The organism is Lagierella sp. ICN-221743 (genome assembly GCF_037890055.1).
In the GTDB taxonomy this organism is placed as follows: domain Bacteria; phylum Bacillota; class Clostridia; order Tissierellales; family Peptoniphilaceae; genus Mediannikoviicoccus.
This window is the reverse complement of sequence record NZ_JBBKBD010000010.1, coordinates 1-17,753: the sequence shown is the minus strand read 5'-3', so window position 1 is coordinate 17,753 and position 17,753 is coordinate 1. Positions and strand designations below refer to the sequence as shown.

Below are 17,753 nucleotides of genomic sequence, written 5' to 3'. Positions count from 1 at the left end.
AAATTTTGAGAAAAAAATTAGGTAATATATTTTATTTAATAGGGCCTCTAATATTTTTCTTGGTTCTTGTTTCTGTATTTTCAAGGGGATTTAATAGCTCTAAGGAGATATCGGTAAACAAACTTATTAATTACATTGAGGACAATGATGTAAAGACAGTCACAAGACAGGGCAATAATGTCATCATAACTACAAAAAAGGACGAAGATACATTTAGTACTTATCTTCCTGACGATGTTTCAGAAAATTTTTATAATGACTATATTAAAGAAAAAGTTGAGTCAGGGAACATAGAACTAAAAGCAAGGCCGCTTCAAGACAATAGCAAAATTTGGAATACATTAATAAATGTTTTATTTTTTGCCTTTACTGTATTTGTGGTTTGGTATCTATTTATTGGCCAAATGCAAAAGGGTGGAGGAAATAGTGCTGCAAACTTTGGCAAGAGCAGGGCAAAGCTATACAAAGAAAACACAAATGTGGACTTTGATGATGTTGCAGGACTAAAAGAAGAGAAGGAAGAGCTTCAAGAGATAGTGGACTTTTTGAAAAATCCAAAGAAATATATAGAAATTGGAGCGAGAATTCCAAAAGGGGTTCTACTAGTAGGCCCTCCAGGGACGGGAAAAACTTATTTATCAAAGGCAGTTGCCGGAGAAGCTGGTGTTCCATTCTTCAGTATTTCAGGATCTGACTTTGTTGAAATGTACGTTGGTGTTGGTGCATCACGTGTAAGAGATTTATTTAAAGACGCCAAGAAGAATGCACCATGTATTATATTCATAGATGAAATTGACGCCGTAGGACGTAAGAGAGGGGCAGGCCTTGGAGGAGGTCATGACGAAAGGGAACAAACATTAAACCAATTGCTTGTAGAGATGGACGGCTTTGGTAAAAATGAAGGTATAATCGTTATGGCTGCCACAAATAGACCTGACATTTTGGACCCGGCAATACTTAGACCAGGTAGATTTGATAGAAGAGTTTATATTGGCGTACCTGATGTAAGGGAAAGGGAAGCCATATTAAAGGTGCATACAAAGAATAAAAAACTTGCACCGGACGTGGACCTTAATTCCATTGCCAAGTCAACAACAGGATTTACTCCGGCGGACTTAGAGAACCTGACAAACGAAGCGGCACTTCTCGCAGCTAGGGAAGATAAGAAATTTATCACTCCCGATATATTTGACGAAGCTACAATAAAAGTTGTGGCAGGACCTGAAAAGAAATCTGCAGTTGTAATTGAAAAGGAAAGAGTACTTACTGCTTATCATGAAGCGGGACATGCAATTGTGTCAAGACTTCTTCCAGACACAGATCCTGTTCATATGATAACCATAGTTCCAAGGGGACGTGCAGGAGGCTTTACTTCATTCGTGCCAGAAGAGGACAGGTCCTATGTGACTAAAAACGAAATGAAGCACGAAATCATAACTCTACTTGGTGGTAGATGTGCAGAGCATTTGATTTTAAACGACATCTCCACAGGAGCATCTAACGATATTGAAAGAGCTACAAAGATTGCAAGGGCCATGATAACCCAATATGGTATGAGCGAAAAGCTTGGACCGATTATGTACGACTTTGAATCAGACGAAGTATTTGTTGGTAAAGAACTTGGAAAAGCAAAACACTATTCCGATAGAGTTGCATATGAAATTGATGAAGAGATGAGGAAAGTAATAAACGATGCTTTTAATAAGGCGCTTAAACTCCTTGAAGACAATATCGACATACTTCATAAGCTTGCAAAAGTTCTTCTAGAAAAAGAAACCATTAAAGCAGAAGAGTTTGAAGAGATTTTTTACAAGTATAGCAATCAACAAATCAAGGAAGAACCACCGGAGCTTTTAGAAAAAGTACAGAAAGATGAGAAAAAAATAGAAGATAAAATTTCAGGAGATAGCAAAAATGAAATATAAAGACTTTTTAAACATTCTCTATATTATTATTTTACTTGTGGTAATTAGACAGGTCTATTTAGGCTACCAAGCAAAAAAAGCTGCCACTGGGAAATTAATAGCATATTATACACCACAATCTAGATTTTTAATTGGATTTTTATCCATAATGTTGATGATGTTAGGTGCATACACATTAGTTGCTAAAGACTATTTTGGTGCAGTTTATCTTCTTTCCGGTATAGGATTTGCATATCTTTCATATCAAAAGATTTACATTTATGAAGATGGCATCCTTTATAACTCCAAGTTTACAACCTGGGATAAAATAAAAAAATGGGGATATAATGACGCAACTAAGAATTTAGAAATTCTTACAAATGCGATTAAGAGGCCAAGGCAAATAATTCCTATTTCACCGGACAACAAAGATGAAATTATGACAATAATAAAGAGAAAAAAGAAAAATAAATAAAAATTACTAATGTTAATAAAACTATGATAAAATTATATTACCCCCTAAGCAATTGCTAGGGGGTAATAATTTGTGAAAAGAAATCGAAAGAAGTGATATTATTTTATTAGTTATAGATGTGGGAAACACACATATGAAGTTTGGTGTGTTTGAAGAAGATAAATTGGTTCATCAATGGGTCATGTCCACAAAGGTAGAAAAAACTTCCGATGAACTGGGCCTGGAAATAAAATCTTTTTTAATAAGTAGTGGATTTAAAGTGGAAGACATTGAAGATATTGTTATGTCATCCGTGGTTCCAAATATGTTAAGATGTGTTGAGTCTGCATGTAAAAGGTATTTAAATAAAAAGCCATATCTAGTTACAATGGCGAAGGATTTAGGAATTGTAAATAAATATGGTAATAAAAAAGAAGTGGGAATGGATAGACTTGTTACTGCAAGCTGTGCATATCACAAGTATAAAGCACCAACCATAGTGGTTGACTTAGGCACTGCCATAACCGTTGACTATATAAATAAAAATGGTGAGTACATGGGAGGGGCAATTGCTCCAGGAATTGAGCTTTCATCAAATGCACTATTCACTGGAACGGCAAAGCTCCCTAAGATTGACCTAACTAAACCTGAGAGCGTCATAGGAAAGACCACAAGAGAGAGTATGCAGTCCGGGATTGTATACGGATACATCGGAATGATAGACTTTTTAATCAAAAAGATTTTAGAAGAAGAGAATTTAAAAGTAGAAGAAGTTAGTGTAATAGGAACGGGAGGATTTGCTGGACTTATTTCACAACACAGCAGCTATATAAATAAAATAGACAAAGAGCTTGCAATGGAAGGCCTTAGATTAATTTATGAAAGAAATTTTAAAAAATAAAACGGAAATTGGAAAACTAATACTTGATAATAACCTATTTATGGCGCCAATGGCTGGAATAACCGACAGAGCCTTTAGGGAAATTGTTTCAGAACTTGGTTCGGGACTTAACTTTACGGAGATGGTTTCTGCAAAGGGACTATACTATAAGGATAAAAAAACAAAGATGCTTATGGATAGGGGGACGGAAACCACATTAAGCATACAGATTTTTGGTAGCGACCCAGACATTATGGGTTCTGTTGTAAAAGAATATCTAAACAATGACGACAGATTTCAAGCAATTGACATAAACATGGGATGTCCCGCACCGAAGATTGTAAAAAATGGAGACGGCTCTGCATTAATGAGGGACTTGGACTTGGCAAAGAGAGTTATCGACAAGGTTGTAAGTGCATCTGAAAAACCAGTTAGCGTAAAATTTAGATTGGGATGGGACGAGGACAACATCAACTACCTTGAGCTTGGAAAAATTTGTGAAGAGCTTGGAGTGTCCTTTGTAACCCTGCATCCAAGAACTAAAAATGCATTTTACTCAGGAGAAGCTGATTGGAAAGCCATAGCAAAACTAAAGGAACATTTATCAATTCCCGTTATAGGAAATGGAGATGTGAACACGCCAAAGGATATAGAGGATATGTTTGCTCAAACAAATTGCGATGGAATATTACTTGCGAGAGGGGCACTGGAAAATCCATATCTCTTTAGCAGAATGGAAAAGCCCGATATAGTTACAATGATAGATTTAATAAAAATGCATTTAAATTTAAAATGTGAATACCTTGGCGAAAGAGTTGCAGTGACACAGATGAGAAAGCATATTGCTTGGTACTTGAAGGGCTTTAGAAACTCCAAGGAATTAAAAAATAAAATAAATACAGTGGACAAAAAAGAATTTGTGGAAGAAATTTTAGATACTTATTTAAGTAGTATATAACAAACTACTAAAACTAAAGAACATAAATAAGTCAGGCAGTGATTAATTAACTGTTTGACTTATTTTTTAATTTGAATATAATTGTTTAATAGAGGAGTGTTAGTAAAACTAAAAGGAGTGAGTGATTGAAGAAGGTACTTGTTGAATTTATTAATACTTGACCAAGTTGTGACTCCATAGGGAGAAACGTCAAGGATGTGGCAAAAGAATTTGGAGATAAAGTTGAAGTAAAACTTTATAGTCAAGGCAAGGATATGGAAGTTTTAAGAAAATATGGAATGGTATTTCAAGGTACCATGATTATAAACGAAAAAAAGAAAGTAACTAAATTGAGTTTAAAAAACATAAGAAATGAAATTGCTCAGGCAGTTGATAGTTTAAATGAATAAAAAAATTAATGGTTTTTTAATAAACTTTTTATTAATCGTTGCAATAGTCGCAATTGCAGCACTAATATTTATATTTCCCGAAAGTGAAGAGACGGGCACCTTAAGAATTGGTGCTGGAGATGATTTAGCTGGATCAATTTTGAAAAAAGTTATAAGTCAAAATGAGTTTGATTTTGAAATTGAACCATATTACTTAAAGGACTGCTGAGCGCCAACTGCTCAATGGTCATTGAAATCAAATGTTTATGATGTGGCGATAATATGTACTGACGCCGCAGATAAATTCATAGAAGCTAGTGATGATTTTGTTTTGCTTGGAACCGTAACTGAAAATACAGATGTGATAATAAAAAAAGATGACAACGTGAAAAAGATAGGACTTACAAGCAATAAAAATTATTTATCCAATTTTATTAAAGAAAAATATGCAGATGCAGAAATTGAATACATGAGTCCCCACAGTTTTGGATACGCCTATGAAACTGGCCAAATAGATGGCTATGTAATCGATATAGCATTGATTAATTCCTATTTGGAAGGTAAAATTGAAAATGTGTCTGACAAGGATTATGGTTCAAATGTAATAATTGCAAATAGAAAAATCCTTAATGATAAAAAATTCAAAAAGTTTTTAAACGCATATAATAAAATGGTTTTAGAATATACTGAAAATCCAAATCCGGATTATTTTGAGTTTAAATTTGGTAAAGATGAAAGGAGGAATGAAATATGGAAGGTAAAATTAAAAGAAATAGATTTGAAAAAATGATGAAGTCTGAAGAATTTAAACAAAAATTATATAAATATGGCTTTGTAATTCTATTGCTTATAGCTTGGCAAATTGCCTCAACAAAAATAGGCATACCATTATTATTGCCAACACCAAAATCTACTTTTACAGAATTTTACGCTAACATTACAAGTGCACAAGTTATGACAAATATTGGCATAACAATGTCAAGGGTAGTTAAAGGATGGCTTATAGCCGTAGCTGTGGGAGTTCCAATAGGAATGGCCATGGGCCTATCAAAAATCTTTGATGGTATTTTAGGAGGGGTTGTAAACTCCCTAAGACAAATACCTATGATGGCATGGGTACCACTTTCAATTATTTGGTTAGGAATTGGAGATGGTCCAACACTATTTATGATTGCACTTAATGGGGTGTTCCAAGTTATTATGAACACATCTTCAGGAGTTGCTTCAATAGATAGAGATTATTATAACGCAGCAAAGAGTATGGGAGCTTCAAAGGGAAGTACATTTGTAAATGTAGTTGTTCCAGCGTCTATGCCTCATATTCTAGTAGGGGCGAGACTTGCCATAGGCGCCGGCTGGATGTCCGTTATCTGAGCGGAGTTCATCGCGACAAGTGCAGGTATCGGCTATGAAATGATGCAAGCACAGTCAATGATGCAGACCAATAGGTTATTGGCGCTTATGATGTTATCAGCATTGATTGGATTTGTTTTGGATAGGTTTTTACTTTTATTAAATAAAAAACTTACCGCATGGAGGTATATAAGTTGAAACTAGAAGTAAAAAACATATGTAAGGGATTTGAAGAAGATCAAGGAACAAGAATAGTTTTAGATAATATAAGTTTTAATGTGGAAGAGGGAGAAATAGTAACATTACTTGGCCCTTCAGGATGTGGTAAGACTACAATGCTAACCACAATTGCCGGATTTAAAAAGCAAGATAGCGGGGTTATCCTTTTAAATGGAGAACCAGTTACAAAAGCTGGTCCAGATAAGGCATTTATGTTTCAAAACTACGCCCTATATCCTTGGAAGACTGTTGAAAATAATATACTCTTCCCAATGAAACAAGCGAAGATGAGTATAGAGGAGCAGAGAAAAAGACTGGATTATTTACTTGAAATATCCAGACTTAGAGAGTATAAAAATCTCTACCCTCATCAAATGTCTGGAGGTATGAAACAGAGAACTGCTTTAGTAAGAGCTTTGGCAGTTAGACCGGAAATACTTTTAATGGACGAGCCTCTAGGAGCTCTGGATATTGAAATGAGACAGAGCCTTCAAAATGAGTTACTTGAAATATTTAGAAAAGAAAATCTAACGGTAATAATAGTAACCCATGATGTTAGTGAAGCGATTTATCTATCGGACAGAGTAATTTTGATGTCTACAAACTATGGAGAGATTATTCTTAATGAAAAAATTGAGTTAGATAGCCCGAGAAATCCAGAGGATGAAAAATTCAAAGAATACGTAGGGCTTTTATCTAATAAATTTATTGAAGCAGGTAGCAAAAAAAAGAAAGGAGTGGAGGTGAATCTTGAAAATAATTAATGAAAACATCTATTAATATAAAAGACGTTGAATGTAATGAAGAGATTTTAACACCTGAAGAACGCAAAGACAGAATTGGTATTCTAAATCTTATGGTGGATGAAGGTGGAGTACTTCCGATTTCAAAATGTTCAAAGTTTAAAACGCTGGACAGTTTGATAAAAAAGAAAAAGCTTATACTAGATGAGGAAGGCAAAGAGATACAATTTGCATATCCAGTATCAGGACTTCCAACATCACATCACATTACATTGAAAGACGGAAGAGAGTACTACTCAATGTGTGCCATAGACTCCCTTGGCTCCTACTTTACATTTTGGCAGGACTTGGAGATTGACTCCGTATGTTCTACCAGTGGAGAACCAATTAAAGTAGTGGTAAAAAATGGGGAGATTGTTTATAAAAGTAGTTCAGATATTCATTGTATCCATGTAGATTTAAATGAGTTTGAAGACTGGTCAGCATGTTGCTGAAACGTAATGAACTTTTTTCTGGATGAAAAAAAGATGAAGGATTACTATGTAGACAATGAATTAGACTATGAAACAACCTATGGATTAGGCCTAGATGAGGCTTTTGAAGTAGGCAAAAAAATATTTTATAGTGAGGTATTGAAATGAGAGTAGCTTATGTTGTTAGTTCAAGCAATTCCAGAAAGATTTTAAGGGATATGATTATTCCTCAAATGGAAGCTGGAGAACATGTTGCAGAAGTCGTAGGAATGTTCTTTGTTTTTGACAATACATTCATGTTGTTAGACAACACCGACTTGGGAGGAAGAATTCAAAAGTTAATTGATGAGAAGGAAATGGTAGTATTAGCTTGTGATCAATGTGTCTATGAAAGAGAAATTGAAGACAAGCTCATCAAAGGAGCACGTATAGGTTGCTTCCCTATGTTATATGGACTTTTGAAAGATGCAAATTTAGATCAAGTTATAACCATTTAATAGCTTGATAGAATTAAAACCGGTGGTACGGTTTTTAATTCTAGACAACATTAAAGTTAGCTTTAGAGTTTGAGTAGATAGATGTTTGATTATATTTTAGTTTTAGAGTTTGGAGAGATAGATGTTTGATTATATTAAAGAGATAATTTTAAGATCTGTGGAGTTACTTAACGGAGCTTCAACATGGCTTGTAATTAGTTTACTCATAGCAGGTCTAATGAGAAATATAATTTCGCCAGTTAGACTGCAAAGGTCACTGGGAAATACAAAGATATCCTCAATATTTAAAATAACTGGCTATTCAATGCTACTTCCAGTATGTAGCTGTGGGTCGGTTCCAATAGGAATAAGTCTTTATTATTCGGGGGCATATGCTGGACCTACTTTAGCATTCCTAGCTTCGTCACCGGTATTAAACCCTGCGGCGTTAATACTTAGCTTTGGACTACTTGGAAAGCAAATAGCTTTAATTAATATTTTTGCTGGGATTACATTACCTATAATAATTGGAATTATAGGCAATTTAGTTGCAGGTAAAGAGCTTAGAAATGAAACGGTTGCAGAAGAGATAAGCCATATAAATTTAGAAGAGGAAAAGAAAAAAAGTCTTAAGACAAAAATATCAGAAGGAATGGAATGGGTGAGAAATGACTTTGCCATTACACTTAGTAAGTATGTTGTATATGGAATGTTGTTTGGAGGTTTTGTATTAACAATTTTCCCAGAGTCATTTATACAAAGATACCTCGGAGACCCAGGTCTATTATCACTTTGGAATGTTGCAGTACTTGCATCGTTGATGTATGTGTGTGCAGTTGGTCATATACCTTTAATTGCGGCACTAATTGCATCGGGGGCATCTCCTGGAGCAGCAATAACATTCCTAATGGCGGGAGCAGCAACAAATATTCCTGAAATTATAAGTATTGGTAAAATGATTGGAAAGAGAACTGCAGCAATTTATACTATTGTTATTTCTGCATATGCTATGTTTATCGGCTTTATGACAAATAAATTATTAATGCCAGGATTTCAAAGGCAAATGGAATACGATGAAGTTACAAATGCTATAAACTATGCGAATAAAATGCTTTTATCATTTCCAGAATGGGTTAAATATGTTTGTTCTGCAATTGTCTTTTACTTTTTCTTGAAATCAGCATTCTTTAAATTAAGATCTTATTATTATGAGAAAAAGGACAATTAATATGAAGATAGAAAAGAATAAGAGTATAATTTTAAGAAATTTATTAATCATAATTATTGCATTGCTTTTAGGTTATTTTGGATATAGGAACAATTTAAAATATAAAAAGGTCGACTTTGGAGTTGAAAAAGATCATTACTTGTTACAGGCTTTTTATGATAAGTTTCCTGGCAAAGAGGTTGTGAAGTGTAAGCTTGGAGATGTAACAGGAAATGGAAAAGATGACCTAATTATTATTTTCAGAAAGACAAAGGATGCAAATCACCTTGTAGTTGCTGTAGACATGGGAAAAGAAATTTATTTTACCGATGAAAGTAGAGCGCCATATGAAAATCAAAAAATAGAATTAAAAGACATAGATAACAATCCACCAAATGAATTTGTTGTAAGTGGTTCAAGAAGAGGACAGTATGGATATGGTATTTTTAAAGTTGAAGATGACCATCTTCACAATTTATTTTCAGAAGGCATGGGCGTATGCTGATAGATTTTTTTACTTGGGTCAAGTAAGGAGAGATTATGAAAGTTAAAGAAGTATGTGAATTAACAGAACTTAGTGACTCTGCAATAAGATATTATGAAAAACAAGGGTTACTTGGTGATGTAAAAAGATTAGAAAATGGATATAGAGATTATGATGAATCCCATGTGGAAAATTTAAATTTTATAAAAAAAGCAAGGAACTTAGGATTTAGTCTGGAAGAAATTAAGGAAATTATTATGCTTAAGAGAAGTGGGAATTCAACTTGTAGCTATGTAACAAGCCATATGCGAAGAAAGATTGAAGATATTGATAAAGAGATAAATAGATTAAAACAAGAAAAGGAGCTTTTAGTAGAGCATCTCTTAGAAGGAGACACTGTAAGTTGCTGTCAAGGACATTTTTGTCACTATATTGAGGGTTTAGATGAATAAAACTTGACCTTTAAGTTAAGTTTAGGGTTTACAATAAACATATAGACATATTAAATAAAAGGAGAGTTGAAAATGAAAAGAAAGATTTTATCTATTTTACTTATTTCATCTATGCTTTTTTCACTTGCAGCATGTAAAGACAATTCAGCTGGAAATGTTGAAGAAGTTGCATATGATGCAAAGGCTGAAGCGGCAAAGTATGATTTGCCAGAAATCCCTGAAGCCGATAAGGACTTAAAAGTTCAAATGGGATACAATGACTGCGACCACATGGTAGCGGCAATTATTGGAGAAGAAGCTGGAATTTATAAAGCTTTAGGATTAAATGTAACAGTTACAAAGACAAATAACACTAACATAGCTCAAGCCATGACAACAGGTGAAATGCATGTTGGATACATGGGTATTGAAGGAGCATTAAATGCAAGATCTGAAGGAGCTCCTATAATAATGGCAGCGGCAAATCACCTTGGTGGTTCAAGATACTTAGTTGTTGCAAATGATATTAAGGACCCTAAGGATTTAGTTGGCAAAAAGTTAGCAATAACCGAAGACCCTGAAAACAATCCTGAATGGCTTAAATGGGCTGGTCAATTAGGATTACCAATTGAAAAAGATAAATATGAAATTATAAAGATGGCACAAAAGGACTGCCCAATGGCACTTAAATCTGGACAAATTTCAGCGTTTTCATGTTGTGACCCATTTGCATCACAATGTGAGTACCAAGGGCTTGGAAAAGTTGTTGCAGTAGGTTGGGGCGGTGTTATTAATGACGCAAAAGATGGCCATGATCATACTGGTGAAGATGGCTGGGGAATGTGTTGTATTTATGCAATGAATGAAAACTTTAAGAAGGAACACCCAGAAGTTGCACAAAGACTTTTAGTTGCTCATGCAATGTCACTTAAATATCTATACGACCATCCATACAACGCTGCAATGATGTTTGCTGATGGTTTTGGAACTGCACCAGAAGTAGGTCTTATGACAATATACATGAAGACCATAGCAGAAGGTAGAACATTAACTTGGGAATGCAAACAATCTAATATTGACAATTTAATGAAAGCATATGATGAATACAATATAGATGAAAAATTCAGACCAAAGACTGATAAAATTAATGAGTTTGTAGATCTTAACTTTGTTAAAGAATCAGGCATTGAATCTTTTGGTGACTTCTTAAAGAAAGATAAAATTGATGAAAAATTCCCAGTAGGTATTAGCTTTGAAGACTGGTTAAAGAAAGCTAAGGAAATTGATGGAATTGACAATGAAGTTGGAAATGACATAAAGATTCCAGAAGTTTATAAGAATAAAAAATAATATAAAAGTCGGAGGAAACTCCGATTTTTTATTTAACAAATATCTAAATATTTGATATCATATTAACATAAACAATAAGGGGGATTAATATGAAAGAAGGTATATGTGGAATATGTCCAGGTCAATGTCATGTGGCTTTGGATATTGAAGAAGGTAGAATAAAGAAGATAAAAAAATCTGAAAAGAATTTTCCAAGTGCGTTATGTCTTAGGGGATTTTATTCAGATGAAATTTTGAACTCGCCGGACAGACTAAAGACTCCATTAATAAGAACTGGTGAAAAGGGAGAGTTTTCTTTTAGAGAAGCTACTTGGGATGAAGCAATAAATTTAATTGGAGAAAGATATTCTAAAATAGTGAAAGATTATGGAGCGCAAGCCCTAGCATCTGTTTTTGGTAGAGGTGGATTTGAAAACTCCACATCGGACTTTGTGAACCTAAGTGCTGATGCTGGTAGAGAGATTGGCTTTTTTGCGCCACTGGGTTCTCCTAACAATGGTTCTGTATCATCACTTTGTTATGTGTCCTTTGGTGTATTTGCTCCAATGATAAACTTTGGAATGTTAGGTAATAGATTTTCTCCAGACTACGAAAATGCAGAATATATTTTTATTTGGGGAGCTCATCCACCAACAGCATCTCCAACTTTTGAATATGAAACTATTTTAAAAGCTCAAAAGAATGGAGCTAAGGTAATAGTTATCGATCACTACAAGAGCAGAATGTGTGAAGTTGCCGATAAATATATTTTAATCAAGTCTGGTATGGATGGTGTGCTTGTACATACTATTTTTAATTATTTAAATTCACAAAAAGCCTTTGATGAAGATTTTGCGAAAAAATATACCCATGGTTTTGATTCATATAGAGAATACATTAAGGATTTTGATTTAAAGTCATGTGAAGAGAGAACTGGAGTTAAGGAAGAGGACATAAAGTTTATTGCAGATACAATTGTACATCACAAGTCTGCACTTAGAATGTACACAGGTCTTGAGTATACAAATTCTGGTATGCAGAGCATCAGATCGCTATACTTACTTTGGTTTATGACTAAAAATGTAGATGTGCCTGGTGGTCTTTTAATTTCTCCAAAGGGAAAACCTGACAGAGTAAAGAGGTTTAATAACGATACTTATTGCAAGAGGATTGGAAGTGATGAGTTTCCACTATTCGATAAGTTTATGAAATCGCCTCAACTTACAAAGCTTCCTCAAGCTGTTTTGGAAGAAAAGCCTTATGCTGTAAAGGGACTACTTTCCATAGGATGCGCAGTTACCAGTGTATTTCCACAGTCAGAACTTTATGAGGAGATGTTAAAGAAATTAGACTTTTTTGTAACTGTGGATAGATTTATGTCTAAAGACTGCCTATATGCAGATGTAGTCTTACCTGCCACAACATACTACGAAGACAAATCCTATTGTGTATACAAAAACAAGGTGGAAGTTAGAGAGAGATTGTTTGAACCAATTGGACAGGCTAAGCCAAATATTCAAATCATGCACTTAATTGCAGATGCCCTTGGATATGGTCACATGTATCCAAAGGATGAAGATGAACTACTTGAGTTTGCGTTCTATAACGAGCCAGAAACTCTTAAGGCATTAAAGGAAGACGGAGTTTATTTTTATGAAAATAAAACTGAAAGAGAATACGAAAAATATAAACTAGGAAAGTTAAGAGAGGATGGAAAGGAAGGATTTCCAACTGCAACAGGTAAGGTTGAATTCTACTCTACAGTTTTAAAAACCTATGGATATGAACCAATTCCAAAATTTATTGTAGGTGAAGAGACCTTGGAAGGTAAAAGTGGAATAAAGAAAGAGTACCCACTTGTATTAAACACTGGGGCGAGAATTCAAACCACATTTAGAACGCAACATTTAAATATAGATGGACTTTTGAAGCATCAAGATAGACCTTATATCTATATGAATGAAGATGACGCAAAAGACAGGGGAATTGAAGACGGAGACAAGGTTCTTGTAAGCACAAGAAGAGGAGAAATAGAAGTCTTTGCAAGGACAAATAGAGAAATACTAAAGGGCGACACCGAACTTAACTTTGGTGGAGGTAGTCCAATCCAAGGAGAGTTTTGGAGGCATGCTAACACCAACACATTGACCGACAACTCAAACTATGATGAAATAACTGGCTTCCCGGTTTTTAAACAACTACTTTGTGAAATTAAAAAGATATAGCTTGTAATAAGCTAATATCTTGACTTTAACGCCAAATTTTACTATAATTTGAGTAATGCGGCGAAAGATGTCTTTCGCTTACTATTTTTTTAGGAGTAAGATATGGTAGATAAAGAAATTCTTTTAACAAAAGAAGGTTATAAGAAATTAGAAGACGAAATGGAATTCTTAAAGACCGTAAGAAGAAAAGAAGTTGCCGATAAAATAAAGGTGGCAAGAGGTTTTGGAGACCTTTCAGAAAATGCGGAATATGACGAAGCTAAGAACGAACAAGCTCAAGTAGAAGATAGAATTCTAGTTTTAGAACATATGTTGATAAATGCTAAGGTAATTAGCGACGATGATATAAAAACCGACACAGTTGTTGCTGGTTCAACTATTAAGCTAAAGGACTTAGAAGATGGCGAAATAGAAGAATTTACAATAGTTGGTTCTGCAGAATCAGATCCTTTTAACGGGAAGATTTCCTATGAGTCACCGGTAGGCAAGGCTTGTATTGGAAGAAAAGAAGGAGAAAAGGTTGTGGTTGAAACTGCAGCGGGAAGTTTCGAATATGAAATAGTAGAGATAAAGAGGTAAAAATGGAAGAACAAAATCTTAATGAGATGCTTCTAATAAGAAGAGAAAAATTAAAGACACTAGTTGAAGAGGGAAGAGACCCTCACAAAATAGAAAATTTTAGAGGCGCAATTCATAGCAAAGATATTATTGACAATTATGATGAGTATGAAGAAAAGTCTGTAAAGGTAGCAGGCCGTATTATGACAAAAAGAGGTCATGGTAAGGTAAACTTTATGGATCTTCAAGATTCAACAGGAAGAATTCAACTATTCAATCGTATGAACGACATAGGTGAAGAAGAATACGAATCCATTAAGGGACTTGATATTGGTGACATTGTAGGAGTTGAAGGAGAAGTTTTCACAACTAAATCTGGAGAGATTAGTATAAGAACAAAAAAACTTACACTACTTACAAAATCACTTCAAATTCTTCCAGAAAAATTCCATGGATTAAAGGATCCCGACTTAAGATATAGACAAAGATATGTGGATTTAATTATGAATCCAGAAATAAAACATGTTTTTGAAAAGAGATCTAAAATAATATCAAGCATAAGAAAGTTCTTAGATAATAGAGACTTCCTTGAAGTTGATACACCAATACTAAACACAATTGCCGGCGGAGCAAACGCTCGTCCATTTATTACACACCATAATACACTAGACATTGATATGTATTTAAGAATTGCAAACGAACTTTATTTAAAGAGACTTATTGTAGGTGGATTTGATAGAGTTTATGAAATGGGCAGAATGTTTAGAAACGAAGGTATGGATGCAACACATAACCCAGAATATACCGCAATGGAACTATATCAAGCATATGGCGACTATAAAGATATGATGGAAATAACAGAAGAAATGGTTGCGTTTGTATCAAAAGAAGTTAACGGAACAACTGAAATTGAGTACCTTGGACAAAAAATAGACTTAACACCACCTTGGAAGAGAATTTCAATGGTGGATGCAATAAAAGAATATGCAGGTCTAGACTACTCAGAAGTTATAGATGTAGACAAAGCATATGAACTTGCAGCATCAAAGGGCTTAAAACTTGATGAAGGACTTAGCGTTGGGGAAGTTATATCAGAAGTATTTGAAGAGTTCTGCGAAGAACATCTAATACAACCTACATTCGTTACAAAACATCCAGTAGAAATCAGTCCACTTGCTAAGAGAGATCCTAAAAATCCAAGATTTACTCAAAGATTTGAAGCGTTTATTAACGCTGCGGAAATTGCAAATGCATTTAGTGAGTTAAATGACGCAATTGATCAAAAAGAAAGATTCCAAAAGCAAGTTGAAGCTAGAGAAAAAGGCGACGACGAAGCTCAAATGATGGACTACGACTTTATCAATGCACTTGAAGTAGGACTTCCACCAACAGGTGGCCTTGGAATAGGAATAGATAGACTTATAATGATTTTAACAAACCAATCAACAATAAGAGACGTTTTACTATTCCCAACAATGAAGCCAATAGGCTTAGACAAGGCAGAACATGGTCATATAGAGTCTTCGCAAACTAAAGCTTTAAATTCAGAAAAACTTGATTTATCAAAAGTAAAAGTTGAGCCTCTATTTGAAGAATTTGTTGACTTTGATACATTCTCAAAGTCTGATTTTAGAGTTGTAAAGGTAAAAAACTGCGAAGAAGTTCCAAAATCTAAAAAACTATTAAAGTTCACACTAGACGACGGAAGCGACAAAGAAAGAGTAATTCTTTCAGGAATTAAAGACAACTACAGCGCTGAAGAACTAGTTGGGAAAATACTTCTTGCAATCACAAACCTACCACCAAGAAAGATGATGGGAATCGACTCAGAAGGTATGATTATATCTGCGATTTGTGAGTACGATGGAGAAGAAAAACTAAACTTAATAATGTTGGATGATAATATTCCAGCAGGATCAAAATTATATTAAAGAACACGCTAATTATGAAATGACCTAAACCCCAAAATCCGGAATACGGATGGAGGGGTTTTTGTATGCCAGAATACACAAAAGAATTTAAAGTAAAACTAGTAAAGGAATATTTGTCTTGCGATTTGGAACGGTTTGAAGTGAGACAAGGAAAAAAACTAGGACTATCTCAATAAATACTAACGCAAGCACAAGTATAAAATAGGCTAAAGTGACTTATCAGCCTATTTAGGATATAATATATCTTAACAATAAAACGGATAAGGGGTAATAATATGGCAATTTGTTATAAACCATTATGGCACTTATTGGTAGAAAGAGAAATGAACAAAGAAGACTTAAAAAGAGCTGCAAACATAACAAGCAACATAGTTTCAAGAATGAGCAAAAATTCTTATGTGAACTTAGAGTCATTAGAAAAGATTTGCTTGGCATTGGATTGCAGAATTGAAGATGTTATAGAAATTCATAGAAACGACGTGGAATAAAATTGGGCAATCTATCTCAAATCAGAAGAGCTGAAATGCCTGAATATCTTAGTAGAGAAAAGGGTAAAATTTAATTAGATAAATAGTAAGTAAATTATATGGAGTAACTTACTTTTTTAGGAGGAAGTGACAATTTGAAATACAAGCAAATATTTAACTCTGGAGTTACTTTTCAACAATTTTACGATACTGCTCAGGATAGATATAAGAATTATGCTAATAATGCGATAAGAAATTATTTAAATTTAGAGAGATATTTAGAAAAGGTTAGTAGTATAACAAGCAAATTTAATATACTTGCGATTGGAGAAAACTGGTGTATTGATTCTATAATTAATATTCCTGTAGTTCATTGGTTAGAAAAAAATAATGAAAATATAAAACTTAAAGTAATAGATACAGATAGTTACAGTAAGTTTATGCCTAATGAAAAAGTTATTACACCAACATTTATTATTATGAATCAAGAATATCAGGAGATAGGGAAATGGGTTCAATATCCTAAAAGAATAATAGATGTGGTTGAATCTAAGGACCAAGTTCGAGTTATAGTAGAGAAAAGGAGATACCGACAGGGAGAATATATTGTAGATACATTGAAAGAGGTATTAGATATCTTGATTAACTATAGAAATAATATTTATTTAGGCAGGAGGAAATAAAGTGAGTCAAGAAAATAAGATAAATCAATCTTGCTGAGGTTCAATACAAAAAACCACTGGTACAGTGAAAGAAAAAGAAAATTGCCCCAAATGTTACGAAATAGGAGAAAAGGTTAAGAATATAACTGTAAAGCATATGGTATCAGAAAACCTTAGGGGAAAGGTTGTAGATGAAGAAACTTACTATTTATGTATGAATGAAGATTGTGATGTCGTGTATTATAACTTAAACAATGAAAGAGTTTTTTATAAGGAAGAAGTAAAAGTTCCTATATGGTTTAAAAAGAATGCAAATCCCAAATATATATGCTATTGCAACCAAGTTACAGAGCAACAAATTATAAATGCTGTTTTAGATGATGGTGCAAAGAATATTAAAGATATTATTAGACTTACAGGGGCAATGAAAAATGCAAAGTGCGAAATTAACAATCCTTTGGGTAAATGCTGTAGTCCTTTTATTCAAGAAACCATCAATAAAGCATTAAATAGCAAAAAATAGTTTGCGACAAATAATTTATAAAGTACGTCATAACAGTAATAAAATTAAAAATAATAAAAAACTAAATAATTAAAATTTTAGCGGTTCAGATGTAAAAGTCTGGGCCGC

Annotated in this window: 21 protein-coding genes and 1 pseudogene; all 22 read left to right on the top strand. The window is 33.9% G+C overall.

Translation table 11 applies throughout. The features are described from left to right. The first annotated feature begins 5 nt into the window (after positions 1-5). Positions 6-1,925: an ATP-dependent zinc metalloprotease FtsH gene (ftsH, locus tag WKS98_RS05945; RefSeq protein ID WP_498917733.1), complete on the top strand. Its 1,920-nt coding sequence runs from the start codon at positions 6-8 to the stop codon at positions 1,923-1,925. Then, positions 1,915-2,379, top strand: coding sequence for a DUF5673 domain-containing protein (locus WKS98_RS05940; protein ID WP_498917731.1), 465 nt, complete (start codon positions 1,915-1,917; stop codon positions 2,377-2,379). The genes ftsH and WKS98_RS05940 overlap by 11 nt, the downstream gene beginning before the upstream one ends. Positions 2,380-2,461: 82 nt before the next feature. After that, positions 2,462-3,259, top strand: a complete 798-nt coding sequence (locus WKS98_RS05935; RefSeq protein WP_498917814.1) for a type III pantothenate kinase — start codon at positions 2,462-2,464, stop codon at positions 3,257-3,259. Next, positions 3,237-4,196, top strand: coding sequence for a tRNA dihydrouridine synthase DusB (dusB, locus tag WKS98_RS05930; protein WP_498917729.1), 960 nt, complete (start codon positions 3,237-3,239; stop codon positions 4,194-4,196). Before WKS98_RS05935 ends, dusB begins: the two co-directional genes overlap by 23 nt. A 173-nt stretch (positions 4,197-4,369) precedes the next feature. After that, positions 4,370-4,585, top strand: a pseudogene (gene saoT, locus WKS98_RS05925) (thioredoxin-like (seleno)protein SaoT); the annotation flags it as partial. Then, positions 4,578-4,793: a hypothetical protein gene (locus tag WKS98_RS05920; protein ID WP_498917727.1), complete on the top strand. Its 216-nt coding sequence runs from the start codon at positions 4,578-4,580 to the stop codon at positions 4,791-4,793. The pseudogene saoT and the gene WKS98_RS05920, both read left to right, overlap by 8 nt. 21 nt (positions 4,794-4,814) lie before the next feature. Further along, positions 4,815-5,354, top strand: a complete 540-nt coding sequence (locus WKS98_RS05915) for a hypothetical protein (RefSeq protein WP_498917725.1) — start codon at positions 4,815-4,817, stop codon at positions 5,352-5,354. Continuing rightward, the gene (locus WKS98_RS05910; protein ID WP_498917723.1) at positions 5,315-5,938 is read left to right on the top strand and encodes an ABC transporter permease subunit; all 624 of its coding nucleotides are present in this window, start codon (positions 5,315-5,317) and stop codon (positions 5,936-5,938) included. The genes WKS98_RS05915 and WKS98_RS05910 overlap by 40 nt, the downstream gene beginning before the upstream one ends. A 39-nt stretch (positions 5,939-5,977) precedes the next feature. Then, entirely contained in the window at positions 5,978-6,115 is a 138-nt protein-coding gene (locus WKS98_RS05905) for a nitrate ABC transporter substrate-binding protein (protein WP_498917721.1), read from the top strand. Then, positions 6,112-6,900: an ABC transporter ATP-binding protein SaoA gene (saoA, locus tag WKS98_RS05900; RefSeq protein ID WP_498917720.1), complete on the top strand. Its 789-nt coding sequence runs from the start codon at positions 6,112-6,114 to the stop codon at positions 6,898-6,900. The genes WKS98_RS05905 and saoA overlap by 4 nt, the downstream gene beginning before the upstream one ends. After that, a complete protein-coding gene (saoL, locus tag WKS98_RS05895; protein ID WP_498917719.1) occupies positions 6,900-7,520 on the top strand; it encodes a MerB-like organometallic lyase SaoL in 621 nt (206 codons plus the stop codon). Before saoA ends, saoL begins: the two co-directional genes overlap by 1 nt. Beyond that, the gene (gene saoD, locus WKS98_RS05890; protein WP_498917717.1) at positions 7,517-7,849 is read left to right on the top strand and encodes a DsrE-related protein SaoD; all 333 of its coding nucleotides are present in this window, start codon (positions 7,517-7,519) and stop codon (positions 7,847-7,849) included. Before saoL ends, saoD begins: the two co-directional genes overlap by 4 nt. Positions 7,850-7,970: 121 nt before the next feature. Then, positions 7,971-9,056 (top strand): efflux transporter SaoE, encoded by a 1,086-nt coding sequence (gene saoE / locus WKS98_RS05885; RefSeq protein WP_498917716.1) that lies wholly within the window; start codon positions 7,971-7,973, stop codon positions 9,054-9,056. 1 nt (position 9,057) lies between these two features. Next, positions 9,058-9,540 (top strand): Cys-Cys-COOH (seleno)protein SaoC, encoded by a 483-nt coding sequence (saoC, locus tag WKS98_RS05880; protein WP_498917714.1) that lies wholly within the window; start codon positions 9,058-9,060, stop codon positions 9,538-9,540. Between the two features lie 35 nt (positions 9,541-9,575). Further along, entirely contained in the window at positions 9,576-9,971 is a 396-nt protein-coding gene (locus WKS98_RS05875; protein ID WP_498917712.1) for a MerR family transcriptional regulator, read from the top strand. 72 nt (positions 9,972-10,043) lie between these two features. Next, the gene (gene saoX / locus WKS98_RS05870) at positions 10,044-11,300 is read left to right on the top strand and encodes an ABC transporter substrate-binding subunit SaoX (RefSeq protein WP_498917711.1); all 1,257 of its coding nucleotides are present in this window, start codon (positions 10,044-10,046) and stop codon (positions 11,298-11,300) included. 89 nt (positions 11,301-11,389) lie between these two features. Then, positions 11,390-13,504, top strand: coding sequence for a molybdopterin-containing oxidoreductase family protein (locus tag WKS98_RS05865; protein ID WP_498917709.1), 2,115 nt, complete (start codon positions 11,390-11,392; stop codon positions 13,502-13,504). A gap of 102 nt (positions 13,505-13,606) precedes the next feature. Further along, positions 13,607-14,083: a transcription elongation factor GreA gene (gene greA / locus WKS98_RS05860; protein WP_237036620.1), complete on the top strand. Its 477-nt coding sequence runs from the start codon at positions 13,607-13,609 to the stop codon at positions 14,081-14,083. Positions 14,084-14,085: 2 nt separating this feature from the next. Then, complete coding sequence (gene lysS / locus WKS98_RS05855; RefSeq protein WP_498917707.1) at positions 14,086-15,993, top strand: lysine--tRNA ligase; 1,908 nt, start codon at positions 14,086-14,088, stop codon at positions 15,991-15,993. Between the two features lie 275 nt (positions 15,994-16,268). Next, the gene (locus WKS98_RS05850; RefSeq protein WP_036099577.1) at positions 16,269-16,481 is read left to right on the top strand and encodes a helix-turn-helix domain-containing protein; all 213 of its coding nucleotides are present in this window, start codon (positions 16,269-16,271) and stop codon (positions 16,479-16,481) included. A gap of 134 nt (positions 16,482-16,615) precedes the next feature. Beyond that, positions 16,616-17,143, top strand: coding sequence for a thioredoxin family protein (locus WKS98_RS05845; RefSeq protein WP_002841437.1), 528 nt, complete (start codon positions 16,616-16,618; stop codon positions 17,141-17,143). Positions 17,144-17,186: 43 nt separating this feature from the next. Continuing rightward, a complete protein-coding gene (locus WKS98_RS05840) occupies positions 17,187-17,645 on the top strand; it encodes a Csac_0668 family 2Fe-2S cluster-binding (seleno)protein (RefSeq protein ID WP_498917812.1) in 459 nt (152 codons plus the stop codon). Positions 17,646-17,753: the final 108 nt, after the last annotated feature.

Coding starts and splice junctions, on each gene's coding strand:
- lysS (WP_498917707.1), top strand. CDS start 14,086: ATGGAAGAACAAAATCTTAATGAGATGCTTCTAATAAGAAGAGAAAAA.
- greA (WP_237036620.1), top strand. CDS start 13,607: ATGGTAGATAAAGAAATTCTTTTAACAAAAGAAGGTTATAAGAAATTA.
- WKS98_RS05875 (WP_498917712.1), top strand. CDS start 9,576: ATGAAAGTTAAAGAAGTATGTGAATTAACAGAACTTAGTGACTCTGCA.
- WKS98_RS05910 (WP_498917723.1), top strand. CDS start 5,315: ATGGAAGGTAAAATTAAAAGAAATAGATTTGAAAAAATGATGAAGTCT.
- WKS98_RS05850 (WP_036099577.1), top strand. CDS start 16,269: ATGGCAATTTGTTATAAACCATTATGGCACTTATTGGTAGAAAGAGAA.
- saoX (WP_498917711.1), top strand. CDS start 10,044: ATGAAAAGAAAGATTTTATCTATTTTACTTATTTCATCTATGCTTTTT.
- dusB (WP_498917729.1), top strand. CDS start 3,237: ATGAAAGAAATTTTAAAAAATAAAACGGAAATTGGAAAACTAATACTT.
- WKS98_RS05920 (WP_498917727.1), top strand. CDS start 4,578: ATGAATAAAAAAATTAATGGTTTTTTAATAAACTTTTTATTAATCGTT.
- saoD (WP_498917717.1), top strand. CDS start 7,517: ATGAGAGTAGCTTATGTTGTTAGTTCAAGCAATTCCAGAAAGATTTTA.
- saoE (WP_498917716.1), top strand. CDS start 7,971: ATGTTTGATTATATTAAAGAGATAATTTTAAGATCTGTGGAGTTACTT.
- WKS98_RS05905 (WP_498917721.1), top strand. CDS start 5,978: ATGATGCAAGCACAGTCAATGATGCAGACCAATAGGTTATTGGCGCTT.
- WKS98_RS05865 (WP_498917709.1), top strand. CDS start 11,390: ATGAAAGAAGGTATATGTGGAATATGTCCAGGTCAATGTCATGTGGCT.
- saoC (WP_498917714.1), top strand. CDS start 9,058: ATGAAGATAGAAAAGAATAAGAGTATAATTTTAAGAAATTTATTAATC.
- WKS98_RS05940 (WP_498917731.1), top strand. CDS start 1,915: ATGAAATATAAAGACTTTTTAAACATTCTCTATATTATTATTTTACTT.